Source organism: Parapedobacter composti (genome assembly GCF_900112315.1).
GTDB lineage: Bacteria > Bacteroidota > Bacteroidia > Sphingobacteriales > Sphingobacteriaceae > Parapedobacter > Parapedobacter composti.
The window spans coordinates 1-26,408 of sequence record NZ_FOLL01000019.1 but is presented as its reverse complement, the minus strand read 5'-3'; the positions used below and the strand labels follow the sequence as shown (position 1 = coordinate 26,408).

Genomic DNA, 26,408 nt, shown 5'->3' with positions numbered 1-26,408 from the left:
GTCGGCGTTCAGAAAGCAAAGCGATGGAATACTTAATGGAATACTTAATTACCTATGGCCTGCCTGCTCCACCAAACCGGTGTTTTCATATCGTTTGTTCCGCCCATATTACGAATAGCTTCATTGGCATTTTCACTGTTACTGGCTATTGTGGAACTGGGATAGGCAAACCGGGTGGGCAGCACGCGGTCGTTCAGTGTTCCCTGCCCGATGGTCAATACCGGATATCCGGTACGGCGGTATTCATGCCATGCCTCCATCCCGATCCAGAACAGTGCCAGGTGTTTCTGGTTTGCCAGTTTCTCTTGAAGCACCTCATCGGGTTCATTGGGATTGAAATACACCTCCGGATAATCGATGAATGCCGTGATGGCCTCTTCGGTAATCGTTGCCGGCACGATGCTATACCGGGCGACCCCGTTCCATTTTTCCATGGATGCCCGAATACCACGATCGTAGTAAGCTTTCGCCTGACTTTTACCTCCGGGAATAATCCCCTTCAATGCTGCTTCGGCCAAGATGAACTGAATTTCCGCGAAATCCATGAATGTATAAGTGGCGTCATTCCGGCAGAATACTTCGGTATTGAGAAACGCGGCTTCGTGATTTGAAGTGGACGTCTGTTCAATGGTTCCTCCGGCAACCGCACCTTTCCACATCCCCGCATTGGGATTGATTTTTCCATATATAGGAAGGCGGGGATCGATCATTACGGTATCCCCTGCCTCGACATACACTGTCATCTTAATCAACTGTTCGGCAAGGCGCCTGCCTGATCCGGTAAACCCTTGGTGTGTTTGGTTCCCGAAATAATTGACGTAGGGATATTCACCGGTAAACCGGACGGTTGCGTTGTCTTCGTTGGATCGGAATATGGGATATGCCTCCGGATTGTTCAGTATTTCGTTCATTTTTTGGGTTACATACTCCAAGTTCCGGCCACTCAGGCGCATCAATAAACGGAGGTACAACGAATTATTGAACCGGCACCAGCTTTCTACATTCCCACCATACATTTTATCCCGCTGTGAATCACGGAAAATATACCCCTGTTTATATAACTCATTGGCCGTTTCGAGGTCTTCAAACATATGCTGGTATACCTGTTCTTGACGTTCGAACTTCACTTTGGTGTTACCTGTTTCGAACGCCTGAAACGCTTCTGTGTAGGGGATATCCCCGAACATATCCGTTTGGTTATACAAGTAATACACTTTCCACGTGAGCGCAATAGCCTCTAACGTTGGGTTATTTTCCTTCGCGGCCAGTTCGCGCATATGATTGGCATTGCTTGCATACCGCGCGTGGAAGTTCCACCATGTCTGAAAATTGCCATTGCTGATGAAGTACCGGTGCTCTTCGCGGGTTGTCCCTGCCGAAAAAACGGTAAACTGCATCAATTCGTTGTTCCAGAACCATGTATAGTTCAACCAGGTATTGGCGCCGTCATAGAGGATAGGCTCAAACATTCCAATTGCCTGGATGTTGCCCACCGTCACCTGATTGGGATTCCGGTTAATCTCTTCAAAATTTTTCGTGCATGCCCCTGATAGGCAAAGCGATGCAAACGCTATAAACAGATTTTTTTTAGTTCGTATCATGGATATAGTATTAAAATGCTAACCTTAAATTCAAGCCAAAGCTCCGGGTCATCGGAAACGCCATGGTTTCGATTCCCTTGTAAATGGATGTGCCGCTTATCAGTCCCGTTTCGGGATCAAATTGCGGAAAATTGGTTAACATAAACAAGTTAGTAGCGAACACGCCGATGCTACCGCTTTGCAAAAAGCCTAAGCGCCGGCAAAACGCTTGGGGAAATCCGTAGTCAAATCTGGCCTCACGAAGTTTTAGAAACGACGTATCAAACGTATTGTTAGCGGTATTATCGCGTACCCAAACGTATTTATTGTAATAATCCCTGTAGTTAGACACTTCCGTTTCATTAGGTACATAAGCGATGTTACCGCTTTCGTCTTCAACAATATTCACCCCGCTATGAATAAGCCCCCCTTCGCGTCCGGCGAGCGAGTTGGTCAGCTTTCCTTGGTAGCTCAAGGCAAAATTGGTAACCGAAAACATGTTTCCACCCCATTGGCCTGTAAAGGTTAAACCAAGACTGAAGTTTTTGTAGGAAAACCGCTGCGTCATTCCAGCCCGCCACTCGGGATTCACATTGCCAATCCGAGTTTCGGGCGCATCATCAAGCACCGGGAAACCAGTTTGGACATTCACGATATCTTGTCCGGACACGTCAACGCGGTCGCCGTTTTCATTGACATAGAACGCACCTTCCGGCGCTTTCTGATAATCCTTACCATAGATTACATGCATCTCTTCGCCCACAAAAGAATAGATATAGGTCCGACTGCCAATGGTAGTTCCGACACTGGTCTGCAAAGGCTGCGAGGGGTCCCAGTCGTCCGTCAGTGACACCAGCTTGTTCCAGTTTTTATACCAATTCACTCCCATGGACCAGTTGAATCCGTTGGGCCGGCGAATAGGCACAAAATCGGCTGATATTTCAAGCCCCTTATTTTCGATTTCGCCAACATTGATACGCATACCGGACGCGCCGGACATCAGATCAGTGGTTGCACTGACAATCTGGTTAGTGGTAGATGTCTTGTATACGGTGACATCGGCCGATATCCGGTTCTTGAAAAATCGTCCTTCCACACCTGCTTCCCAGCTTTCTACATTTTCTGGTCGGATTAACGGGTCAGGAATGGTAGTTGGCAACACATAGCTACCCGAATAGTCGGTTCGCGAATAATATCGGTCCAACGCGTAGGGGCTCGTGTCATTCCCCACGTTTGCCCATGACGCGCGCAATTTCAGCAAGTCTATCCATGCCGTACGCGCATCCAACCGCAGTGCCCTATCCAACAACAGGCTCATGCTGACCGAGGGATAGAAATACGAGTTATTCTGTCTGGCCAATGTACTGGACCAGTCGTTGCGACCAGTGATATCGAGGAACAGCATGTCATTCCACCCGAATTGGGCCAACCCATACAAGCTGTTGATAACTTTTTCGCTACGGAAGGCCGTAGGTATGGGCGGGAACCCTGAAGCGATGTTACTCAATGAATAGAAGCCGTCTACATCCAAGCGTTCCAGCGTGACATTTTTACGGTTGTACCGCTGAATCATGTTATTACCACCAAACGCCATGGAAGCGGTCAATTGGTTGCCCAAAAAATTCCGTTCGTAACGTAGCAGAAAATCATTATTCATCTCATAGTCAGTGATGTTCTGCTCCCGGTAAAATCCTTCGAGGTTATCGCTAGCCAGTTTGGGCTTCTGCTGGGTTCTGAACTCGAGATTCAAGTCCATGCCAGACCTTACCGCCAATGAGAGGCCTTCAAGCAGATTGAAGGTAAGTCCCACGTTGCCGAATACCCGGTCCCGGTCGAGCGAATTCAACTCTTCGTATAATGAACGGTACGGATTGTAAGTGTTGGCACTCGGATACACCAGTCCCAACCCACCTTGCCCGCCAGCCTCATAAACATCCCGGTTGAACCGCCCCTGCTCATATTCTGTTTTCCACGTCTTCTCAATATCATTCACGTTTTGCCCCCAAACCAGCGAATACATAACCGAGGCCTCGTCATACCCGCTCATCGGAATATTATCGCTATCGCGCATGTAATAATTCACGCGTCCGTTCAGTATGATGTTTTTATTGATTTCCTGCGACAAGGACAGCGATAGGTTTTGCCGTTTATATCCGGTATTGGGCAATATCCAATTGTTTTTTGAGTCGGTAAAAGACAATCGCACGGAGGTACCCTTGCCATTGTTACCGTCTACTGCGACAGTATTATCGAATAAAGCGCCGGTTTGGAAAATACCCGTATACCAATTTTCCGCATATACCCAGGGCTGCTTCGTAAATCTGCCTGTTTCCCAATCCCGCGATACATACAGGTATCGCTGTTCGTTGGGGTCAAACTTCTGCCCGAACGCATAGCGGCTGTAATGCCTATTGACGGCTACGCCATCCGCTGCCAAATCTGCGGGTACGTCCCACATGGAATATTCGAGATCGGTGTTCCCCGCACCGTACTGCGTTTGGAAATCCGGCCAGAACCCGGCCCGTTCAAATGTAGCCGAGGAGTTAACCGTCACCCCGATACCTTTTGTAGAACGGCCGGATTTCGTGGTAATGATGACCGCGCCGTTTGCAGCCCGCGAACCGTAAAGAGCCGTGGCAGAAGGCCCTTTGAGAACGGTGACAGACGCGATGTCTTCTGGGTTGAGTTCGCTGGCCGCGTTGCCGAAATCAACCGGCGCGTCGGCATTCGCATAGTTGGTGCCTGATGAGGTGGCCGTTGTTCCGGAAGATATGGGAATGCCATCCACCACCAAGAGGGCTTCGTTGCTGTTGTAATTCAGTGACTGATCTCCCCGCAGCGTCAGCCGCATGGACGGGGAAGGCCCGGTGTTAGCCCGATCAAGTATCAGCCCAGGCACTTTCCCTTGCATCGAATTAAGCCAATTGCTGGATTTGGTACTGTTGAGGTCTTCCGTATCCAGCTTAGTTACCGCATATCCCAGTGATTTTTCTTCCCGCGTAAGGCCCAACGCCGTTACCACCACTTCGTCCAGCGCGTCCAGCGACTCCTGTAACACGAAATCTACGGTAACCGTTCCGTTCGGCTTCACCTGAATCCCCGGTTTGCTTTGCCGTTCGTAGGAAACGTAGTTTGCTTCCAGCGTATAAGTGCCCGGCTGTATGGAAATGACGAAAGCGCCATCCCTATCCGTGCTGACTCCCCGGTTCAATTCCATGATCCGAATACTGGCCCCGGCCAATGGCTCGCCTTGTCCGTTGGTAACCTTACCCATGATTTTTCCCAGTTGTTGGCGCTTGTAGAGTGTAACCGTACCGCGGACCTCTTCTTTATACTGGATAGGTGCGCCCGCCAATAAGTTAGCCAAGACACGTTCCAACGGCTCGCTCCGGAAATTTGCCGGGCCCACCGAGATTGCCGTCGTGCCCAGCACCTGAGCATCGTAGGCAAAGTCAACATCGGCAATACGCCCCAACAGTTGTATGGTTTCCTCCAAGGATTGCCGTTCAATGGATATGCTCACCGGTTTACTAAGTGCCTGCCCTTTGCTGCTTTCTGCCAGTAATAACTGGGATAACAACAAAAGGATACTATAAGTCAAGATAGATATACGCATGATTCGTTGCCAATGCAGTATAAGATTGTTCATACTAATTGTTTACTTCTATAAAATTGAAATTTCCTGTTCCAATTTTATACCTTTGAAAAAAGTTGCTTGATTAACCCTGTTGATGAAGTAACTGTACGATAATGGATGAGGGTCCAAACTAATCACATTATTGTACGACTTCCCGGATTTGTCCTTGGGCAAATCCGTTTTTTAATAGATAATCACTTCATTGTTTTCCCTCCTGTATTGATGTTGGTGAATTGAACAGATGATCCGCAGCGTTTCTTCCAACCGATATGCCGTACGAATGGTCAAGCTATACCGGTGACTGCTAATGTTATTATTACCTGCTTTCAGTTCGATGCCATAGCAATTACGTACGGCCAACGCAAGCTCGTCAAACGATGCGTTTCGCAACGCGACCACCCCTTCGCGCCAGGTAGCCGGACTGCCCGTTGTGGAGACCGTTCGATCATATGCGCCGGTGAGTGTGTTAAACGTTAAGCGCTGCGCTGCGGTAAGCTCGGCAGCCGGCAGGCGCTTGCCGGTACCGGTAACCTGTACTTTGCCGTGCGCTACGTCAACCGTTATGCGGTTCAGCCGTTGGTAGTTGGTAATGTTGAACGCTGTGCCCAGCACCCGTGTAACAATGCCGCGGCTATGTACGATGAAAGGCTTGTTTAAGTCGGGGGCTACTTCGAAGAACGCTTCGCCCTCGTCAAGATAGACCTCACGGCTGGTTTTTCCGAATGATTCAGGAATGCGGAGTTGGCTTAATGCATTTACCCACACGGTGGAACTGTCCGGTAATGTTACCTGTTTCACTTGCCTGACCGTAGTGGAGACCTCGTGGTAGGTTAAGTTTGTCGCTACCGACCCTTCGTGCCCCATGCCACCGGGAACATCACTTTGCCAACGGAATACCAACCAAGCCACTCCCACCACCAGGCACACCGTTGCGGCATACATGACATATCTCCGGTAAGCGAGCCTGCGGGGCGGGGCCCAATACCGCGATAACCGCCCATGCATTTCAGAAGCAATGCGCGCTGCCTCTTCTTCTTGTTTGAACACCTCAGCATCATCCAGTTCCCGATATGATGCATACCAAGCGTCAATGGCTTCTTTTTCGGCGTCGGTGGCCGTACCGCTCAAATAACGATGTAATAACTGTTTAAATTTCTCGCTGTCCAAGATTACGTATCCGTTTATTGGGAAGTAACCTCAGGCAGCCAAATCTACTTTGATTTACTGTTAAGTATTAATGAAGTAATGGTTAATCGGCTTACTTGGCAATCAAAACCAGAAGTCCTATCAAAAGCCCGCCTTGCTGTCCGTGAGCCAACTTCTGTCTTAATCGCTTAACCACTTCAGAAAGATTGTTGGAAACCGTTTGCTCTGCCAATCCCAGCATTTTGGCGATATCTTTGATACTTCGGTTATCACGTCGAAGCAAAAACGATTGCTTCATATTTTCTGGCATATCTTGCAATGCATTATCCAACGCGACTTCCATCATCTCACGTGAGGCATGGTCTTGATCTTCTGTCGCAACGAGCGCTGTTTTGGCTAAGGCAAGATCGATAACGCGCTGTTTTACACGTTCAGACCTGAAATGATTAAGCACTTGAAATTTAACTGCGCCCTGCAGGAATTGTTCAAGCGAAGTACGGACAGTTAAGCTTTCGCGTTTTTGCCAAATGCTGATGAACACATTTTGCACGATATCTTTCGCGGCTTCTTCATCCATCACACGGCTATATGCTTGCTTATAAAGCATCCGCCAATATCGATGATACAAGATATCGTAGGCACTTGAAAGCCCCGTCTTCAATGCATGAATTAACGCTACTTCTGTCATCGCTTTGGGAGCAAAGTTACCAAAGCAGTATTAACGCAACGTTATGTTTTCACCGGAGGGTCGGTCGCTGTTTACCGTGTTACTGCAAGGGCGACTGTAAGTACTGCGGTAATTGCAGCAATCCATATAACAATGCGCTGCTTGGATTTCCGGTATGATAGGAGGTACTGTGCCTGTACGTGGTACCGGAGGCCTACAAGCAGCCGGTGAGCCGTTTTCAGTTCTTCTTTGCCGTCTACCCATGAGGTATCGGGCGTTCTGATGTCGCTCCGAACTTTTTGTTGTGTCATTTGTATCTAAAATGCTTATCACCCAACAGCATGCCCAATGAGCCGGATAGCTTTCTGAGATGCAGCGCTATGTCATCAACGAAGGCCATTATATTCCAACCCCACCGTCCCTTTAATTGGCTATTCATGCCGTGCGCAATGATATATTCTTCTATCGTCGTGGTGAGCTCAGGCAGTTGCCTCCGCCTGTCCCAAAGTGTCGCAAACAGCCCCTTCACCCGTTCAAACGCCTCATCCTTATTGCCCGTCTCCATCAGCAACGGCACGTATAACGACTTCCAATGCCGGTTGCAGAACAGGTAAAACGCTTCTTCATCCGAACCCCTGATGCGGGCAATCAATTCTTGATCAATGAGGTTTTCCACACAGCGAAGTTAGTAAACCAATGCAATCAAATCTGGTACAGGATGTTATGATTTTGTTAAAAACTTTACCCCCCGGGGCTACGAACCACCCGGAAGGCAAAGTTAGGGGATCAGGTTTGAAGCGATAAACCTATTTTGTCAAGGTGAACGCATCTACAGATCGGCCGGATACGTCATACGATTTGAATTCCAACCGGTTTCCCGATATGCGGACAGTCTGGTAGAGCTGGGTATTTTCAAGCGATACATCCATCCAGCGGTCGGCATCAGACTCATACATCTTCGGGCCGGCAACCGAAAGCACATACATCGGGCCGCCGGGCTTAGCTTCCGGCCCTCTGCCCCGTGCGTAGGTATGATCATGCCCCTGCAATACCAAATCAACACCATACCGATCAAACAATGGTTTAAACAGTTCCCTCAAGGGAACATTATCGCGGCGCTTCGAGGTCGAATACACCGGGTGGTGCATGGTCACGATGGTCCATTGCTTTGGGCTGCTTTTCAGCACCTCTTCCAGCCATTGCAGTTGAGCATTCCTGGCAGCTTCGTCCAGCATGATCAATTGGCTATTGAGCGCAATGATGCGCACATGCTGGTAATCCAGGTAATAGACCGATTCCTGTAGCCCCTCTGGACCGTTTTTGGGTAAAACAAATTGCACGGCCCAATGTGGGTCCAATACAGGGCGTTCTTTATCATCCCGGAAATATTCGTGATTGCCCGGTGTAGGTATGGCTGGCACCATGGCATGGATAAAGCCAGCACCGTGATGCCATTCGCCCCATTCTGCATCGGTATTCGATCGGTTTATCAGATCCCCGGCATGGATGATAAAGCGCGCATCGGGCTGCTGACGGAACGCTTGGCGAATGGTTCGCGACCAACGCGATTTCAGGTCGTTTTGACCATCGCCGAGGTAGATAAAGGAAAAATCCGCCGCATTGCCTGCCGCATCGGCCGTACGGAACTGAAACCACTCGCTCCAGCGCTCGCCATCGCCCACACGATAGGTGTATGCCGTAGATGGCCGCAGATCCGTAAAAGTGACATGGTGGTAGCGGTCTTCATACCCCTCCTTGCCCACGAAGGGGCGGCTCTCCGCCGTAAACTCCCGCATACCTGTTTCCATGTCAGGCGAAGCATCCTCCTGCTTGATCTGTGCCTTTGCGCCGGTTATCCCGGCAGCGGTACGCCATGTTACCGTCTGCGTGGTGGCAGGATCGGCAGACCATGTAAGGGTTATCCGGTCTGGAAACGGTGTAGATCGGAACTCCTGTGCCGGTAATGGGAATACATGGAAGAACAGTAATAAACCGGTCAGTATACCGGTTAGACGGAATCGATTCATGTTGTACGAATTGTTTTATGCAATTTATTAATTCATTTCCTTATATTACCTGCGATGCGTTTTTAATCCATTTACTTAAAATGGACTATACCGTATCCCCACATTACCCCATACAGAATAAATCCGATCGTTATCCGGCCGACCGTCGCCGTAGTAATTGCGTACCGGTGCGTTGGTGAGGTTACTGACACCAATGAAGATTCTGGTTTTCGGATTGATCCGCTGGGAAGCAGAGAAATCCAGTTGCATCCGGCCCGCTTCGATTAAATCGTTATCAGGTGTATCCGCCAACTCCATGGTAAACGTCTCATAGAAATATGCCGATATCCGGCCTGAAAAACCGTATTTCTCGTACGATAGTGCCAGGTTACCTACTTTTGGACGCATGTCTGGCAAACGAACCGTCCGATCCATTTCAATACCCGGCACATCAAAACTGGACTGGATCTGGGTATAGTTGGCGTAGATACCAAAACCGTTTAAAAAGCCTGGCAAAAAGGTAAACTGCTGCTGCCACGCCAACTCAAAGCCATAGACATCAGCCGCCGCGCCATTTGTTGCCTGATCGATGCGCCAGCCGTCATATTCTCCGCCCACCTGCTGGAATGACCGACTATAAATATAATCGTTTATTCGTTTGTAGAAAACCCCGCCGGAGAGTAGTCCGATCTTGCTGAGGTAATGTTCAAATAGAACGTCCAAATTGGTGGCCGTTGCTTGCTGAAGATCAGGGTTACCCTTATTTACCCGTTGATTGCGATTGAGCACCTCCTCCCATGGTACCAAATCGTAATAACTTGGGCGTGAAAGGGAACGTGTGGCCGCAGCACGGAGGTTCGTTTGCGGGGTCAGCGCATACTTCAGGTTAATGCTTGGGAAAAACCCATCAAACATTTTGCTGGTATTGACCGGGTTTGTACGCACGTATACGCCGTCTTCATCCAGAACCACTTCATTGCCCTTATAGTCAAATCCGGTCTGCTCATACCGTACACCGGCTGTGACTTCCAGTTTATCCACATTGAAGCGCGTCATGGCATAAGCTGCGGCCAGGTATTCCGTTCCGGTATAGGAATCGGGATCGGTATTCTGGCGGGTATAGGTCACGTCGTCTATGAACAACTCTGGGTTGTCTCGGAAGTACCGCTCCATGCGTTCCACATCGGGGAACATACCGATACGGTATTTATTTTGGTAGTAATCGTTCCGCTCGATGCCTGTATTGAAGTCGGCCAACGAGAAATTCCCGTCTCTCAGCACATGCCGGAAATAATTCCTGCTCCGCTCGTTGTACTTATAACGAAAGCGTCCACCGAATTTGATGATTCCGCGATCGCGCTCATTGAAACGGAACGATCGGGTGGCGTTGACGGTGGCCTGTCCATCGTGATCCAACGCCGAATCATGCCGGTTAACATACTGGTTGGTGGCATATTGGTTGGGGTTGTAGACATCATCCCCCTGCAGGGAAATCAATGGCGTCCGTAATTCCGAAAGGTCTACCGTACCGCTTAATCCGCGCCGCGTAAAATTGGCACTGTAATAGATCGGCTGGTCATAAACGCCACGGCTGTACGTGAGATCACCGAAAAGTTCCCAATTGCCCGCGGCCTTTTTACCGCCCAGGGAAAACATCAGCAGGTCGCGGTTATAATCACGATCGTTACCGGCATGTTCCACAGTAACCCCACTTACCTCGCTGGCATTTTGGTATTGGCCTATCACGAAGTTCCTGTTATTCCGCGCTTGTATCTCGTAGTATTTATTGTAATTGCCGCGCAGGTAAAAACTGGCTTCCGGATGGGGGTAGAAGTTCAGTTCGGCTTGTATGCCTACGTTATCGCGTTTAAGCTGGGTATCTTCCAGTGAAATGACGCGGAGCCAGTTTTGCTGATCAACATCTGCAACGGTATAATTGCCGTAACTTTTTTGGATACGGTCTTCGCCACGCAGCGAACGCATGTAGCTTCCTCCCAGTTGATACCCCCATTTGGTTTTCCTTTCCGAATAATTGAGGCCTACTTCGTAAAGGTTTTTGCCAACCAGCAGATTATTGCCCAGTGACGCCTTACCATCCAGCGACCGGGAATTTTCAGGTGGTGTTTTGGTGATGATGTTGACCGTTCCGGCCGTACCGTCGGCATCTTGATCGGGTGTCAGCGTCTTTATCACCTCAATGGCTTCCACGGTGTTGGAAAGGATGCCATTGAGATCCGTAGTACGGCTGCCCGCGGAGGTCGAAGGCAAGCGGTTTCCATTCAGGGTTATTGAACCCTGATCCTGTCCAAGACCACGGATGATGACGTTTCTGGCCAAGCCGTAGCTATAGCCGACAGCTACTCCGGGTACACGCTGCAACGCCTCACCTACGGTATTGTCCGGAAACCGCTCTATCTGCTCCTGCGAAAGCACATACTTGATGTTCTCTGCGTTTTTCATGGTGTTCAACGACTTGACTTCTCCTCTGCGGATACCCGACACCGTGATGCCTTCGAGCTCGGTGAGCTGCGGCGTCATCGCGACATCCGCCTGTTTTGCACGACCAGCCTCCACGTTTACGGAAACTTGCTGATCGACATACCCCAGGTAGCGCACAACCAATTCCGCATGTCCGGCCGGCACACCATTCAATCGGTAAAGACCGCGGTTGTCCGTTACGGTAACGGATGACGAACCCTGCAACTGGATTGTGGCGTTTGGCAGCGGCTCTCCCGAAACAGCATCCGTGATGCGACCTACGATGCGGCCCGACTGCTGGGGAAGGGCTTGGGTGACCGCGATAATGTTTTTGTTTTGCGTAATCTTTAAATGAAAGGTACCGGATAACGCTTCCAACAGTTCATACAGATTCGTATTTCCGCTATTTATGAAGCCAACGGCTTCCATTTCCCCCACCTCCTTGTTATAATAGAAACGGAAGCCCGACTGCTTTTCCAATTGCCGGAAGATGCTACCGAGGTTGCTGCGGTCATCGGCTTCAACCGTTACGCTTACCTTGCGAAGGTGCTGCGACATTACATCGGATGCAAACAGGATACCCGAGGTGGTGCCGGATATCACCAACAGCAGGAACAGTAATCGTGACATATCGCAAATTCTTTTTATTGCATTTTTATTTATAATATTGTTCATTGTTTTTAATGATTCAGTCCATAAATGAGTTTTGAAAACATGTAGGGCGGGGTGGTGAGAAGCTTCCGCCCTATTTTTTGCCAATGGGGGTGTTTGGGTGTTTAACGTTTCAGCATACCGCCTCCTTTCTTGTAGGGATCCATTCCAGTCTATTCTTCATTCCAGATTTCTACTTTCCTTCCCTGGATGTCGAAACGAAACGCTCCGGCTACAGCAAGCATGTTTAGTACCCGTTGCAGCGGCTCATCTTTTACCGATAAGGACAACCGCCTTTTCAGAAGTGAACGGGAAACGATGTTGATGTCAGCACCATACCATCGCTGCAGTTGCGTAGCTATTTCTTCCAGCGGTGTATCGCGGAATATCAGTTCGCCGTTTTTCCAAGCCAATGCCACCGTCAGGTCAGCCGGCTGTACACGGTACTGATTGGCTGTGGCGTGGCAGATAATTTGATCTCCTTTTCCGAGTGTCCATTCCTTTCCGGCATGCTGCGGCTGCACCAGTACTTTTCCTGTGGCTACGGTAACCGTTTTAATGACTTCCCCTTCATAGTTTTTCACATCGAATGAGGTACCCAGCACCTGAATATCCAGTCCGTTGGTATGCACCCAGAATGGTTTGGTCGAGTCTGGCGCTACCTCAAAAAAAGCCTGCCCTTCAAGGAAAACGTCACGTCTATCCTGCTGAAACCCTTTAGGATATCGGACACTACTGGCATTGCCCAGCCAGATACGTGAACCATCCGAGAGCGTCACCAACTTACGTTGGCCGGCGCCGGTACGGAGTTCCACATAATCAACCGCAGGCAACTTATCTACGGAGGGGTGGTACAGGTGCAACCGGAACGACCATATCCCCAGAACCGCCAACAGTACCGCAGCTACTGCGCCCATCCATACCAGCTTCCGTGTGGGCTGTCTACTGGCCAATTTGGGCTTGATTGCTGCCCGCAATTCGGCCATGGAACGAATTTCCCACGCTTCGAGTGCCTGCTTATCCATCTCCTCGCCGCCGTCGAGCTGATCAAGCCATTGTGCTATAAGCTGCTGCTCTTTCCGCGATGCTGTTCCTCCAGTCAATTTCTGAAACAGGTTCTTTAGTGCGCCGCCGTTTTCCATCCTGATATACTTACACGTTTTTTCCTATCAACTACTATAGTAAAGCACGAAACGGCCGGATATACCAGCGTCTGGATATTAAGTTTTTATGAATAATAATTTAATGATTTATTAACATCAACCAACGAATACCCACCAAATCAATGCAAGGCAGGGAGCGGTCAGGTTTTGCATCTGCAATGACTTGCGCAGCCGTTTCATGGCAGCATGGAGGTGATTGCGTACTGTATTGGGAGAAAGGCCAAGGTGTTGGGCAATCTCGTCGATTGAGAAATGTCGCTCACGGTTGAGCAGGAAAACTTCCTGCATGCGATCAGGCATCTGTGCTACTGCAAGTTCAACAGCCTCCATTATGATCTCAAACTGGCTTTCAGCCAGTTTGACCGATGATTCGTCCGGCTGAACTGCTGGATATTCGAGTGCCATGAACCGTCTGAAATCTTCAAGGTGCCGCCGGTGGAACCCCTGTGTTCGGAAGTAGGTGATTAATTTATACCATAACCGTTTTTTCAGCCAGGCCGGGGACAGGTTATTCAGGGGAAAAACATCCCGTTTATTCCAAAGTTCTACAAATAATTCCTGCAGCAGATCGTAAGCTTCATCCCGATCTCCAACTTTTTTGCAAGCCAGTTGAAACAACATCGACCAGGATGACTTATGTAACTGCTCAAAAAGCACTTCATCTGATGTGGAAACCCGCTGCCGTGTATGCGCTTGCTTTGCTGTGTTCACATCGGCAAAGTATAGCATTGTATATTTACTGAACGCGAACCCAAGAAGAATAAATTATTAAATACCCCCCAAAAGCGCAGGGACGTCCAGCAATGGTAACTATAAGTCCAACTCGACATACACAGGCAGGTGATCTGAAGCATATTGTTCATTAATAACTTCATGCCTGACTACCTGAAAAACCCCTGCGGGCCCGAACATAATAAAATCGATTTCGCGGTTCGGTGAATTGACCGGTATGGTGAACCCCTCGCCAACTGAACTCTGGCTCCGTTGCAGGTACCCATCCAGCAGCTGAATCACCTCGCTGTCAGGTTGCGCATTGAAATCGCCTCCAAGTATCACCGGATAATCCCTATCAGCAAGCAGATCGATGATATGTTTAGCCTGTAGCAGCTTGTTCTCAGCTTTCAGGTCTAAGTGCGTGCATGCAAAGACGATAGGTTTGCCTGGGCGCGGCTCCACAACCGCCAATGCCAGCGTCCGCGGTTCGCCGCCTACACCTTCTGCCATCGGCAATGGATGGTTTTCAGTTGTAATAAATGGGTGTTTCGATAAAATGGCAACGCCATACTCACCGCCTTGATAGTCGATAGCTTTAGCAAAATAGTGACGCATACCGGTTAGCCTACCCAATTCAGCAGCTTGGTTCACTTGCATTCCTGACCGTTCGGTATACACATCTACCTCCTGCAATGCGACCAGTTCCGCTCCGCTGTCGCGGATGACCCGCGCGACAGCCAGCAGATCAATAGAATCTGGTTGGGACGGTGGATTGGCGTGGTGAATGTTATAAGTTAGCACCTTCAGTGATTGCGCATGGCCTGCCGCTACCGCCAACAGCATCGCATACAGGAACACCAAACCGAGAAAAAAAATCTTCTTCATAATAACTTATTTAAATGGTTGGCCGGTGCATACGGACCGGCCAACCATTTTATCTGATTGAAAAATATATTAGTTGGTACGAACGAGACGCCGTATGGCGTGATTTTCCAGATCTGCTACATAGATATTGCCCTCCGCGTCAAGCGTGATTCCGACAGGTGTATTGTACCTGGAAACCGTTGATGGCTCCCCATTGACAAATCCTGACTGTCCTCCTCCACCAAGTGTGCGCACTTCGCCCTCGGGCGTGAGTACCCGGATGGCGTGGTTGTCATTGATCTCCGCGATATAGATATGCCCGTCGGCAGCAGCATGCACACCCCAGATCCCGAAAAATAGCGCGTCTGCTTCAGGTCCGTCGGCATATCCATATTGCCTCGAGCGGCTACCGGCGATAGTCGTCACCATGCCATCCGGGGTTACTTTCCGGACGCAGTAGTTGAAGCGATCGGCAATAATCAGGTTACCTTCGTGGTCTATATCGATTCCCGGCGCGCGATTAACCCGTGCTGTTTCCCGCGGCCCGTCTTGGTGAGCCTGGGTACCATCACCCACATAGGTACTTACCATGCCATCGGGAGCAATTTTCCGTATCCGGCTGTTGTTGTAGTCGGCAACATATACCGTACCGTCGTCGGCCACAGCTACATCAAGTGGCTGATTGAACCGCGCTTCCGTCCGGTTTCCCTCTGCGTACCCTTGCGTGCTACCAGCGATAGTACTTACCATGCCGGTGGCCGCGTCGATCTTACGCACCAGGTGGTTGTTACGGTCAGCCACATAGATATTGTCATCCTTGTCGATGGCAATACCGTAAGGCCAAGCGAAAGTCGCCTGGTGTGCCGGACCATCTTGACGACCCTGCGTTCCTGTACCAGCTACCAATGATACCTGCCCGTCAGGGCTAATTTTACGGATACGGTTATTATTGCGATCGGAGAAAATCAAGTTACCCTTCGAATCAAATACCACACCTCCCGGCCGGTTGAGTAATGCTGACTGCCGCGGCCCTTCAGCATACCCCTCTTGCCCAGTGCCCGCGTAGGTCTCTGCTCGGTAGATGGCCGGTGGCACCATGTATTCGAAAACCGGTCCGGTCGTCGAACGGCCATTGACAATCACGGATACCGATCCGGTCGATCCTCCTTCTGGTACTTCCACGTGGATGGTATGCTCGTTGAAATGAATAATCCTGGCTTCAACCCCGTTGATTTCTACGCGGTTTTCTGTACGTACCCGACTGAAGTTTTCTCCCTTAACGGCGAGCGTGGACAAGGGATATCCTTTTTCGGGGGAGATGGAAGCGATCACGGGGTCTGCGCCGGAAGCTGATCCACCATTATCCTTTTCGCAAGCTGTTATGAGCATTCCCGTTATCATAAACAGCAGCATGATATTTCGTTTCATTATGTATTTATTTGACTGTACCATTTTTATATGGATAAATGTCTGTTATCTGTATTTCAATTCGGTTACCACCGGCCGGTGATCGGAGGCATAGGTCTCGTTGACCGTCGCGTAGCTCAACACGGTGAACACTGATGAGGCCTCCTGATTGAGAAAAATGAAGTCAATAGCCCGATTGGGACTGGTGGCCGGGATTGTATTTGGGCAACTTCCGAGGCAAGCTGTCCGGAACATTTCCCCTGCTACAAACCGGTTGATGGTTTCCGAACCGATTTGGGCGTTAAAATCCCCACCAATGACAAAAGGCGCACTAAGGTGCTGATTCACTTCTCTGAGCTTGTCTACTTGCATGTTTCGTGTCTCAGTATCCGACACATCGAGGTGTGTGCTACCGATGTACACGAATCCACCGTCATCGGTTCCCACAGCAATCAGAGCCAACGACCGTCCTTCTACTGAAGCGCCGGGCGCACTTGGCAATTCGTGCCGAATGCGTTGCACAATCGGTAACTTGGACAAGATGGCGTTCCCGTATTCACCTCCTTGGTAATCGATGGATTTGCTAAAGAACACCTGCATACCGGTACGCGTAGCGAGCGTGCGGGCCTGATCGAGTGAAGGCCCCGACCGTCGCGTACGGACGTCTACCTCTTGAAGGGCAACGATATCTGGGTTTTCGCGGTTGATCACCGCGGCTATGGCCTCGACATCAATCTCGCCAGGCCTGGATGGTGGATTAGCATGGTGGATATTGTAGGTCATTACCTTGATGGTATCACCGGGTTTCAACACCGTCCTTGGCTCAGGCGGGCTTGGCATTCCGGTTTCGTCAGGACTGTTTCCAGCCTTTCCACATGCAACGGCCAAGCATAGCATCGCACAACCAATCAATTCAAGAAGTCTCATCATACGCTTAGTTTACATCTTTACCTCAATTAATCCAGCCCGGGTTCTGCCCTAACTCGGGGTTACGATTATGTTGTTCCATCGGCACGGGTAACAGGTAATTTTTAGGGTCCTCGAAACGACGGCCGTCGTTTACGATGATATACCCTTCGCTGTCCACGCGCAGGTTGGCAACATCAGCCTGCACCACGGCAAACGAACGGCGCATGCCTTTAACGTCGGCTGCGAGTAGATGTCCTTGTTTCCAACGCACGATATCAAACCAACGCTGACCTTCCATGGCCAGCTCTACATGTCGTTCACGGCGTATCTCCTCACGTACGTCCAGCCCGTTTGCTTGTAGCCAAGCCAAATCCATGCGCACCATGCCCACTCGGTCACGGAGCAGATTGATTGTACGATCTACATCAGCTTGCGTAAGCGTGCCTTGTTCCAGCTTAGCCTCTGCCAATGTGAGTAGTACCTCAGCGTACCGGATCAGATGGATATCATTTTGGTCACGGCTCACCTGCGCCACGGTAGGTACATGCACATACTTGGTGAAATAAAAACCGCTAAGGGTGACACATCCGCCCGGGTTGCCGGCGATGAATCGCGGAGCGGTATAAATCGTCAGGTCCGTATTATTCGGGTTGCCATCGTTACGTCCACCCCACACCGATCCGGGAGGCAGGATGGTCTGCCGCATACGTGGGTCACGGTTTTTGAAAATATCCGCATACGAGTTTTCCTCGTATACCGAGGAGGGGTGCGTAATCGGGTAGCCTAATGTATCCAAATAAGTATCCACTAATGCCTTGGTTGGATTAAAGCGGCTGGCTTGGTCGGGCACCTGGATTTCCCGGCTCAGGTTATGCATCGTTATATCCGAGAGATACGTCCGGGCCAGAATAGTTTCCCGGTTTTTACCGGCCGCCAGTTTGCCCTCCCATGTGAAAAGCTCATTGTAGCTCGTCTTTGGGTCACCGTTATCATACAGCTCATATACACCGAGATCGATGCAATCCTGAGCGGCCCGCTCAGCCACGTCATAACGCCCGGCATACAACGCAACGCGCGCTTTCAGGGCATAAGCCGCACCCCTTGAGATCCGGCCCAGGTTGGCACCAGTCTGTATCTCGGCCGGAAGATGCTGCGCGGCCAGATCGAGATCATCGAAGATAAAGTCGATAACTTTTTCCTGGGGATCGCGAGGGCCGTATACCTCATCGATATTCAACGGCTTATCCACGATGGGCACATCACCGAAGAAAAACGTAAGATAGAAATAAAGCAGTGCACGGATCACCCTCGCCTCACCGGCCAGCGCTTCACGGCGCGCTTCACTTACACTTTCGGCTCGATGGTAGTTGGCCAAAAAGTTGTTGCAATGCCGGATACCCGCATATTGGTCTTTCCATTGATTATTCACCGTGGCAAGATCATAGGTGTAATTTCCGGATGCGATCAGCCTGTAGGCGTTGCTGGCCGTAGAGTTGATGCTTTCGTCACCCATTTGGCCGATGTCTACTGTATTTTTGTTTTTGATGAAGGCGTAGCAGGTATTTACCCCAAGCACCAGGTGTTCTTCCGTTTGCCAATACGTTTCATCAACGATATTATCGAGCGGCACGCGATCGAGGAAGTTGTCGCTGCACGACGTGGCTAACATCAAGATAGCAGTATAACTAACTATTTTATTCATTACAATACGTTTTATATCAATAATCTATTGATTTACTTCAAGTTTGCACTTATTCCGAAAACAAACGTCTTCATCTGTGGGTATACCCCCCCTGCGGTATTCACCGGGACCTCGGGATCAAACGCTGAATAGAAGTTGGTAAGCGTAAGAAGATTTTCGGCCGAGGCGTACACCCTCACTTTGCCGACGCCCAGCAGGCCAAGAGCACGTTGTGGTAGCGTATAGCCAAGCTGAATGTTCTTTAGCCTCAAGTAGGAAGCGTCTTCGAGCCAAAACGTCGACAAGCGGGTGTTGTATGTCTGGTTGTACACCAAACGCGGATAGCTGGCATTAGGATTTTCGGGTGTCCACCGATCGAGATGCGCCCGGTGTGGCATGGTACTCTGGTTGATGAATGCATGCCGTGCCTGTCCTGACAACAGTCCGTTCACTTTGCCCACGCCTTGGATGAAAAACGAGAAATCGAACCCTTTCCAAGCCAAATCACCTTGAAGCCCATAAGTATAGCGAGGAATGGTATTGCCGATGACGGTGCGATCCTTGTCAAGCGATATGTATTCTCGCTCCGGATCATTGAAGTCATATGGTTTGTTCGGGTCGGTAGTCGGCGTCAGCACCCGGTAGATGATGTCTCCGGGCGATATCGGATCCCCTTCAATATGCGGGAAGCGCGGGATGTATGCGCCAGTCATGGGGTTATACTCAAAATCGGCCTCCTGCGCAATGCGATCAGCCACCAGGCCATAAAACGCATCTATGGGATCACCCACACGGCGTATACGGTCGCCAATCACTGGCGGGGCACCGCCGTAGTCAGTCACCCGGTTCCGGACGTCGGCCAAGTTTGCAGTGACGCCGTACCCGACGGTGTTTATCGTGGAGCGCCATCCTACCTGCACTTCCCATCCACGATTTTCTACACTGCCTGCATTCTGCACAGGAAAGTTTGCACCGAACACGTCCGGCAGCGGCACAGCCAACAGGATATCGTTGGTCTTGTTTACGTAATAGTCGGCCACAACGTTGAGCCGGTTGCCAAGCAACGTGAGATCGAACCCAACGTTGCTTTTCAGGGAGCTCTCCCAAGACAACAGGGGATTCCCTACGTTCGGCTGCCAGAATGCATTGGTCAGCACGTTGCCAATAGGCATCGTGGTACGCGACGCATAGGTGTTCATGTATCCAAAATTCATCAGTGAGCCGGATGCGTTTTCCACACGATCATTTCCCTGCGTACCGTATGAAAACCGTATCTTACCCATGTCAACGATGTCTTTTATCCGCCCACGGAAAAACGGCTCTTCGGAAAACACCCAACCACCGGATACCGAGCCGAACCAATTCCACCGCAGTGAAGGATGGAAACGTGAGGATCCGTCCCGGCGGAAATTGGCCTCCAGCAGGTAGCGATCTTTGAATGCATAATTTACCCGGCCAAAAAAAGAGCGCAGCGCCCACTGCGTTGTGGGATTGGAATTGAGTTGGTTTTCAGTACCGATATTAAGACTTGGGATTCCTTCCACGGGGAAATGCGTACGGCTGGCGTTGATGTCATTGTTGACGTCCTCCTCCTGCGAAGCAGCCACCATGGCTTTGATGTAGTGAGCATCCGCAAAGGTCTTCTCGTACTCCAGCATACCCATCAGGTTGATGTAATTGCGTGTGAAGCTGCGTACTTCCATCCGGTTAGGTACGTTGTTCTGGTAGACCAGCTCACCGTAGGGATCGATGTAGTCAATGGTATTGACCATCACCGTACGGCGGGTATGATAACGCACGTTGCCCAATTGGCCGCGTAAGCGGAGGCCGTCCCAGATGTGCAGGCTGGCCTGTAGGTTGCCGGTGAACTCCTGGGAATTAAACTTGTCTGTTCCGCCATCAGTGGTAACGGCAATGGGATTGCGCTGCCCACCATGATAGCCCCAACCTCCAGTAGAAAACCGTACAGGCACCAACGGACTAATGGCCATGGCCGCGTTCAACGGGCCTCCCGTACTGCTTGGGTTTTCTGCTGAGGCGAGATAATTCCGGTCGATGTAACCGACATTACCGTCGATCGTCAGGCGATCGAACAACGTGGTATTGAACCGTGCCCGGATATTATGGCGGTGCGAATTGAAGTTATCGCCCGTAACCATACCGCCCTGATTGAGGTAACCATAGGCGAGTCGGTAGGTGGACTGGCCCATCCCCCCATTCACGGACAGGTTGTGGCTATGCTGGGGAGCGTGGCTGTTATAGATTTCATCGATCCAGCGAGTATTGGCAAAATAATCGGGGTCGCTGCCTTCGCGCGCAATCCGGATCTGCTCGTCCGTCCATGCGGGGTTATTCCGGCCGTTGACCAGCGCTTCGTTCATCAGTTCCATGTATTCCCACGAATTGGCCATCTCCGGCAACGTAACAGGCATCTGCATACCATAATATCCGTTATAATTGATATCGGCCTTGCCGTCGTCAACGGCCCGTCCTTTTTTGGTGGTCACCAAGATGACGCCATTGGCACCGCGGACTCCGTAAATGGAAGCTGAAGCCGCATCCTTCAGTACGGACACGCTTTCCACATCTTCCGGATTGAGGATGGACATATCGCCGCCCGGCACCCCGTCAATAACCACCAGCGGTCCTGCGTTATTCAACGTATTGATTCCCCGGATGCGGATGTTGGTATTGTTTGTCCCCGGCCGGCCGTTGGTGTTCACCACGGTTACTCCAGGCAATTGTCCCTGCAGGGCCTGGTTTACCGAAACGATGGGGCGCGCGGCAAAGTCCTCTGCCCTGATTGAGCCCACCGCACCGGTGAGGTTGATTTTTCGTTGCTCACCGTAGCCCACGACCACCACTTCGTCAATGGCCGACACCTGTTCTTCCAAAGCTATCCGAATACTCGTACGGCCGGCCACGCCCACTTCCACAGTTCGATAACCGATTGAGGATATTGTAAGTATGGCTTGTGGATGTACGCGAACGGTGAAATGACCTTCCTTATCGCTCACCGTCGATGTTCCCGCATCTTTCACCTGTATCCCTACCCCCACAAGCGGCATATCGGTGTCTTTGGCATCAACCACCAGCCCGCGTACCGTAATGAGTGAATCCTGCGGAAACCGCGTCGCAGTTCTACGGGCCGCCGGTTTGCTAATAATGGTAATCTGCTTACCGCGGATACGGTAGGCAAGACCCGTCTGTTCCAATACATGGTCCAATACAGTGAGCACCTCTTTGTTTTCTGCCGTGATCGACACTTTACGACCTGACACAGCATGGTCCTTATATACGATGGCATAGTCGCTCTGACGCTGTATTTCGTTGAAGACCTCCACGATGGAACCATTCTTGATATCCATGCTGATACTCTGTGAATAGGTTTCGGCGTGCGCCGCCGCCAGTCCCAGCATTAGGCAAAAAGAGACGAATTTCATTGTTCGTAAGAGCTTTCGAACCAACCCCGCCTTTTTTTGTGGCTTATGGCGGGAGTAGATTTTTTTCATAAATTTGTTCAATTTTTATTAATAACTTCAGTTAATAAAATGTCAGGCAGGGTGGTGTTGCAGCACGTACCCTGCTTTTATCGTTTTCGGGTTAGGACGATTAATTTTTTCGTGAAATAACGAACCTCCTTTCTTCTTGGTTTATTCGATAAATATCCGGTTCATAGATGATCGACAGCACATCGGCTAACGGTTGGGTAAGATCAAGACTGCCGGAGATTTTTTCGTCGGCCGCCTCCGCACCATCACCCAATACGACAGCGGTATTGTACACCCTTTCCAGCCGCCGAATCAAGCCAGATACCGGCATGCTCTTTAGGATCAGTTGCTTCTTCGTCCACGAAATATCGTCTTCACCGCTGGCATCTGCCACAGTCAGCTGCCTATCCTTCCGGTTCAAGGTCGCCTTTTTTCCCGGTTTGAGGCGCACCGTATTGAAGCCGTTTTTCTGTTTGCTTTTCAATTCGATCGCTCCGGTAAGCAGCACCGCGGAGCTAAAGCTGTCATCTGTGTAAGCGCTGACGTTAAACGTCGTTCCTAACACATTTATCTCCATATCTGCCAAGTGTACAACAAAAGGTTGCCCTTCACGGTGTGCCACATCAAAATAACCCTCGCCTTCCAGGTATATGGCCCGGCTGCCCTTGCCAAAAACCACGGGAAATGTAAGCTCGGAACCGGCATTCAGCCATACTTTCGTACCGTCAGCCAGCACCACCTCCGTCCGTTTCCCGTAAGGTACAATCAACGTGTTGTATACATCTGGGTTATGCAGTACCAGTTCACGCTTCGTGCCGTCGCCGCCTGTAATCTGCAACAGCGAGTCCTGATAATATAATACTGCATCGTCACCTACAGCGATCTCCGTCCCCGTACTGGAAGCCAACCGGACGGAATCGATCCTGCTTAAGTCGGCATGGCGCTCCCGTGCCAGTCTTTTCAAGAACTCACCTTCGTCCAGCGGGGGTGTTCGGTTAAACCATAAACCTATTCCCATTGTTACCGCAACAACAGCGGCGCTGGCCGTAGCAACTATCCATCTACGATTCCTCGAAGCCTTCGTCTTGACTTTTGTCGCGACTGTTTGCGTTATGCTAATCCAAAGCCGCTCCCTATCCGATTCTCTCATCTTCTTGTCATCGGCATGTTTAGTTATCATGCGCCCTATCTGGGCCGACAATTCGGGGTCGTGTCGTCCGGAACCACTTTCTGACTGCCTGCTATCCCGGTCTCGTCCGGGAATATCTCCTTCGTTTTCTTGCATATAGTCTCTGAACTACTTAATAAAGAGATAGGTCATGGCCATTTGTATACATTGCCATTTCAAAAAAAAACTAAAAGTCTGGTTATAAGGAAATTTAATTTTAAAAAAGCGAAGAATAAATAGTAGTGCAGTTAGCGCGAGGCGCTGCATAGGATGAATAACAGGCTCAGGGCCGATAGGCGCCTCTTAAGGTTCGCCCGCAACGTTTTGACGGCACGGTGCACCATTATACGGCAAGATGTGGCAGTTATTTCCATGATACAAGCCGCCTCATCATAGCTCAAGCCCGAGCGGAAACGCAGGTACAACGCCTCCCGTTGCCTATCCGTAAGCTCCCGAAGCCCTTCGGCAAGAAGGGCAAGCCGCTCACGCTCCGTTTCATCAAGCCTCAGCGCGGCCTCGGCATGCTGGTTAACTGATAAATGAAATTCCACTGAAACATCGTCCATCAGTTGGTATTTTTGTTTAAGGCGCATTAATGCCAGCACTTTACGCCTTAGCGAAGCATACAGATAGGCTCTGGCATTGGCCTCTTTGTTCAGCTTCTCACGATAGGTGTGCAAATCTAAAAAAAGGTCGTGCAACGCGTCCCTGACCGTCTCTTCGTCTGGACAAAAGCGGCAGCCAAAGGAAAACAACCTGTCTGAAAAACAATCATATAGCGCCCGATACGCATCATCCTGCCCTGCGATAAATTCCTTCCAGTACTTATTTTCAGCCGGAACCTTCATTTTCATCTTTTTGTCGGGCGTAAGCCGCTTAATCCGATGGTTCCACAAATATACAAGGTTAATATTAAATCTATATTAATTACCCCTAGCCCCCAAAAAAGCGCCGCTCCATCGCTTCGTTCAGTTTATGGCGGTCAAACACTAAAAATCCATCGAGGCAATAGTTGAACTTGGGGTCTACGTTAAAGGCAATGATTTTGGCCTCCAGCCGGAGATAATGGCGTAACAACACCGGAAAGCGGCGGTTGGGTTGCTCAATATCCATTACCAGTTGTTCCAATGCGGTTAGCGATGTGGGGTCGTCCAACAATGCCTCAAGGTTCATTTTCATGAGGCTTGGTCTGAACCGCTTCCGCGACCGTACAAGCGCGGCCAGCCGCTCATCAAAACAGTTGCGGCGGATAAATTCAACGATAATGGAGCGGGAGAAACGGGAGAATTCTCCACTGATGCTTACCGGGCCGATCAGATAACGGTATTGAGGATGTTGTGCCAGATAAGCCGCCACGCCTTTCCACAGCAGGTAGAGCGGCATGACCGTCTGCTGGTACTCTGTGCGTATCCAGCTGCGTCCCAACTCCAGGCTTTCTTTCAAAATGGGTTCCATGCCTTTATCCATTTTGAACAATTGCGACAAGTAAAAACCTCGTTTCCCGTGGCTATACAGCAGCTCTTCGCCCATGCCAATACGGTAAGCACCTACCATTACGCGTGCGCTGCGGTCCCAGATAAACAGATGCCGGTAATAGAGGTCGAATACATCTAGATCAATGGCGCGGTTGCTGCCTTCGCCCACGCTGCGGAATGTCTGCTCCCGCAGCCTGCCAATTTCACGGATAAGCTGAGGCATCTGCTGAGCGCTTCCAAGGTAGACCTCAAAGTGTCCGACGTTGAGCAGTTTGTTTTCCTGTAAACTGGTAAGCTCCTGTTCCAGCGCGGTAACGGGCACCTCCTGCACGATTGCTTCAGCCTTTTTAGGCAGTTTAAAACCACCGCGCTCCAGCCATTCCCACCCGGCTTTGGGTGTATCCATTCCCAACGCATAAGTGCGGGCCCGCACATATTCAAGCAACTCCTTAGCTGGCTGCTTTCCCTTAGCCACTTTTTCAGGGCTGATAGGGGTGCCTATCCGTACCCGTAACCGTTGCCCGCTTTTATTGAACAGCTCTGCGGGCAGTCTCGCCGTGCGCAACGAGGGGTGGATGACACCTAACAGGTTAAACAGCACGCTGTTGTGGCCATGAAAATAAATCGGTACGATGGGTACTCCCGCCTTAACCAACAGCTTGCCCATAACGGGATGCCAGCGTCTGTCTGTAACGCGCTGTAGTGCCGGTTGGTAAGCCGACACCTCACCCGCCGGGAAAACAGCCACGGGAATGCCTTGCTGTATGCAGGCCAGCGCCTCGCGAACCCCTGCCACGTTGGAGAGATGCGCTTCTTCATGAAAGGGGTTTACGCCGATGAAATAGTTATTCAGGTTGGGAATATGCCGGAGCAAGAAATTGGCCATGACTTTTGCCTCAGGCCTGACCGAACAAAGGATTTTCAGTAGTACCAACCCTTCTATACCGCCGTAAGGGTGGTTAGCTACAACGATAAAGGCTCCGGATTTCGGCAGGCGTGCCATCTCGGCTGCGTCTACATCAACGCTAATACCCAAGATATCCAGCACGGCATCAATAAAATCCATGCCTTGGAAGTGACGGACCCGGTTGAACGCTGCATTGAAGCGATCCAACTGCATCAACTGCATCAGCAACTTATCCAGCCCCGGCACAGGCCACTTGTCAAGCCCTACCGCCCTTGACAGCATGTCTTTGGAAATCAGCGGATCCATACTGCTTCTCTTTGCACAAAGCTAAGGAAGCCACATTAAGCCGGGGTTAAACCAAAATGAAATGAAGGCGTCTAAAAAGGGCGCCTTCTTTGTTTTATTATGGGCTTGTGGTCTGTAATGGTTTTAGGAGATTAGCCTAGGCCGCCAGCGGTTGATAT

General features: G+C 50.4%; 18 protein-coding genes. All 18 read right to left on the bottom strand.

The features are described 5' to 3' along the window. Nucleotides 1–44: 44 nt before the first annotated feature. A complete protein-coding gene (locus BM030_RS16525) occupies nucleotides 45–1,601 on the bottom strand; it encodes a SusD/RagB family nutrient-binding outer membrane lipoprotein (protein ID WP_090974719.1) in 1,557 nt (518 codons plus the stop codon). A 10-nt stretch (nucleotides 1,602–1,611) separates the two neighbouring features. Continuing rightward, entirely contained in the window at nucleotides 1,612–5,229 is a 3,618-nt protein-coding gene (locus BM030_RS16520; protein ID WP_211657643.1) for a SusC/RagA family TonB-linked outer membrane protein, read from the bottom strand. Nucleotides 5,230–5,400: 171 nt separating this feature from the next. Beyond that, nucleotides 5,401–6,384 carry a FecR family protein gene (locus BM030_RS16515; RefSeq protein ID WP_139215929.1) on the bottom strand — a complete coding sequence of 328 codons (984 nt, stop codon included), beginning with the start codon at nucleotides 6,382–6,384 and terminating at the stop codon, nucleotides 5,401–5,403. Between the two features lie 91 nt (nucleotides 6,385–6,475). Beyond that, nucleotides 6,476–7,051 (bottom strand): RNA polymerase sigma factor, encoded by a 576-nt coding sequence (locus BM030_RS16510; RefSeq protein WP_090974717.1) that lies wholly within the window; start codon nucleotides 7,049–7,051, stop codon nucleotides 6,476–6,478. 71 nt (nucleotides 7,052–7,122) lie between these two features. Then, nucleotides 7,123–7,341: a hypothetical protein gene (locus tag BM030_RS16505; RefSeq protein ID WP_090974716.1), complete on the bottom strand. Its 219-nt coding sequence runs from the start codon at nucleotides 7,339–7,341 to the stop codon at nucleotides 7,123–7,125. Further along, on the bottom strand, nucleotides 7,338–7,706 hold the full coding sequence (locus BM030_RS16500) for a hypothetical protein (RefSeq protein ID WP_090974715.1): 369 nt from the start codon (nucleotides 7,704–7,706) through the stop codon (nucleotides 7,338–7,340). The genes BM030_RS16505 and BM030_RS16500 overlap by 4 nt, the downstream gene beginning before the upstream one ends. A 130-nt stretch (nucleotides 7,707–7,836) precedes the next feature. Then, nucleotides 7,837–9,057, bottom strand: coding sequence for a purple acid phosphatase family protein (locus BM030_RS16495; protein ID WP_090974714.1), 1,221 nt, complete (start codon nucleotides 9,055–9,057; stop codon nucleotides 7,837–7,839). 75 nt (nucleotides 9,058–9,132) lie between these two features. Continuing rightward, complete coding sequence (locus BM030_RS16490; RefSeq protein WP_170845788.1) at nucleotides 9,133–12,144, bottom strand: TonB-dependent receptor; 3,012 nt, start codon at nucleotides 12,142–12,144, stop codon at nucleotides 9,133–9,135. A 194-nt stretch (nucleotides 12,145–12,338) separates the two neighbouring features. After that, entirely contained in the window at nucleotides 12,339–13,307 is a 969-nt protein-coding gene (locus BM030_RS16485; RefSeq protein ID WP_090974712.1) for a FecR family protein, read from the bottom strand. Between the two features lie 117 nt (nucleotides 13,308–13,424). Further along, nucleotides 13,425–14,039, bottom strand: a complete 615-nt coding sequence (locus tag BM030_RS16480; RefSeq protein WP_170845787.1) for an RNA polymerase sigma factor — start codon at nucleotides 14,037–14,039, stop codon at nucleotides 13,425–13,427. A gap of 99 nt (nucleotides 14,040–14,138) precedes the next feature. Next, entirely contained in the window at nucleotides 14,139–14,927 is a 789-nt protein-coding gene (locus BM030_RS16475) for an endonuclease/exonuclease/phosphatase family protein (RefSeq protein WP_090974710.1), read from the bottom strand. A gap of 69 nt (nucleotides 14,928–14,996) precedes the next feature. Next, nucleotides 14,997–16,334 carry an IPT/TIG domain-containing protein gene (locus BM030_RS16470; protein ID WP_170845786.1) on the bottom strand — a complete coding sequence of 446 codons (1,338 nt, stop codon included), beginning with the start codon at nucleotides 16,332–16,334 and terminating at the stop codon, nucleotides 14,997–14,999. Between the two features lie 45 nt (nucleotides 16,335–16,379). Further along, nucleotides 16,380–17,243 (bottom strand): endonuclease/exonuclease/phosphatase family protein, encoded by an 864-nt coding sequence (locus tag BM030_RS16465; protein ID WP_090974708.1) that lies wholly within the window; start codon nucleotides 17,241–17,243, stop codon nucleotides 16,380–16,382. A 22-nt stretch (nucleotides 17,244–17,265) separates the two neighbouring features. Then, a complete protein-coding gene (locus BM030_RS16460; protein WP_211657642.1) occupies nucleotides 17,266–18,924 on the bottom strand; it encodes a RagB/SusD family nutrient uptake outer membrane protein in 1,659 nt (552 codons plus the stop codon). Between the two features lie 32 nt (nucleotides 18,925–18,956). Then, nucleotides 18,957–22,346 carry a TonB-dependent receptor gene (locus BM030_RS16455; RefSeq protein ID WP_244519017.1) on the bottom strand — a complete coding sequence of 1,130 codons (3,390 nt, stop codon included), beginning with the start codon at nucleotides 22,344–22,346 and terminating at the stop codon, nucleotides 18,957–18,959. Between the two features lie 169 nt (nucleotides 22,347–22,515). Further along, entirely contained in the window at nucleotides 22,516–23,679 is a 1,164-nt protein-coding gene (locus BM030_RS16450) for a FecR family protein (RefSeq protein WP_090974705.1), read from the bottom strand. A gap of 131 nt (nucleotides 23,680–23,810) precedes the next feature. After that, nucleotides 23,811–24,416 (bottom strand): RNA polymerase sigma factor, encoded by a 606-nt coding sequence (locus BM030_RS16445; protein WP_139215928.1) that lies wholly within the window; start codon nucleotides 24,414–24,416, stop codon nucleotides 23,811–23,813. 79 nt (nucleotides 24,417–24,495) lie between these two features. After that, complete coding sequence (locus BM030_RS16440; RefSeq protein ID WP_090974703.1) at nucleotides 24,496–26,250, bottom strand: lysophospholipid acyltransferase family protein; 1,755 nt, start codon at nucleotides 26,248–26,250, stop codon at nucleotides 24,496–24,498. Nucleotides 26,251–26,408 lie beyond the last annotated feature (158 nt).

What these genes read in the sequence shown, in the direction of transcription:
- BM030_RS16525 (WP_090974719.1), bottom strand. Translation starts at nt 1,601, where the DNA reads ATGATACGAACTAAAAAAAATCTGTTTATAGCGTTTGCATCGCTTTGC.
- BM030_RS16520 (WP_211657643.1), bottom strand. Translation starts at nt 5,229, where the DNA reads ATGAACAATCTTATACTGCATTGGCAACGAATCATGCGTATATCTATC.
- BM030_RS16510 (WP_090974717.1), bottom strand. Translation starts at nt 7,051, where the DNA reads ATGACAGAAGTAGCGTTAATTCATGCATTGAAGACGGGGCTTTCAAGT.
- BM030_RS16505 (WP_090974716.1), bottom strand. Translation starts at nt 7,341, where the DNA reads ATGACACAACAAAAAGTTCGGAGCGACATCAGAACGCCCGATACCTCA.
- BM030_RS16495 (WP_090974714.1), bottom strand. Translation starts at nt 9,057, where the DNA reads ATGAATCGATTCCGTCTAACCGGTATACTGACCGGTTTATTACTGTTC.
- BM030_RS16490 (WP_170845788.1), bottom strand. Translation starts at nt 12,144, where the DNA reads ATGTCACGATTACTGTTCCTGCTGTTGGTGATATCCGGCACCACCTCG.
- BM030_RS16485 (WP_090974712.1), bottom strand. Translation starts at nt 13,307, where the DNA reads ATGGAAAACGGCGGCGCACTAAAGAACCTGTTTCAGAAATTGACTGGA.
- BM030_RS16475 (WP_090974710.1), bottom strand. Translation starts at nt 14,927, where the DNA reads ATGAAGAAGATTTTTTTTCTCGGTTTGGTGTTCCTGTATGCGATGCTG.
- BM030_RS16470 (WP_170845786.1), bottom strand. Translation starts at nt 16,334, where the DNA reads ATGAAACGAAATATCATGCTGCTGTTTATGATAACGGGAATGCTCATA.
- BM030_RS16465 (WP_090974708.1), bottom strand. Translation starts at nt 17,243, where the DNA reads ATGATGAGACTTCTTGAATTGATTGGTTGTGCGATGCTATGCTTGGCC.
- BM030_RS16460 (WP_211657642.1), bottom strand. Translation starts at nt 18,924, where the DNA reads ATGAATAAAATAGTTAGTTATACTGCTATCTTGATGTTAGCCACGTCG.
- BM030_RS16455 (WP_244519017.1), bottom strand. Translation starts at nt 22,346, where the DNA reads ATGAAATTCGTCTCTTTTTGCCTAATGCTGGGACTGGCGGCGGCGCAC.
- BM030_RS16450 (WP_090974705.1), bottom strand. Translation starts at nt 23,679, where the DNA reads ATGCAAGAAAACGAAGGAGATATTCCCGGACGAGACCGGGATAGCAGG.
- BM030_RS16445 (WP_139215928.1), bottom strand. Translation starts at nt 24,416, where the DNA reads ATGAAAATGAAGGTTCCGGCTGAAAATAAGTACTGGAAGGAATTTATC.
- BM030_RS16440 (WP_090974703.1), bottom strand. Translation starts at nt 26,250, where the DNA reads ATGGATCCGCTGATTTCCAAAGACATGCTGTCAAGGGCGGTAGGGCTT.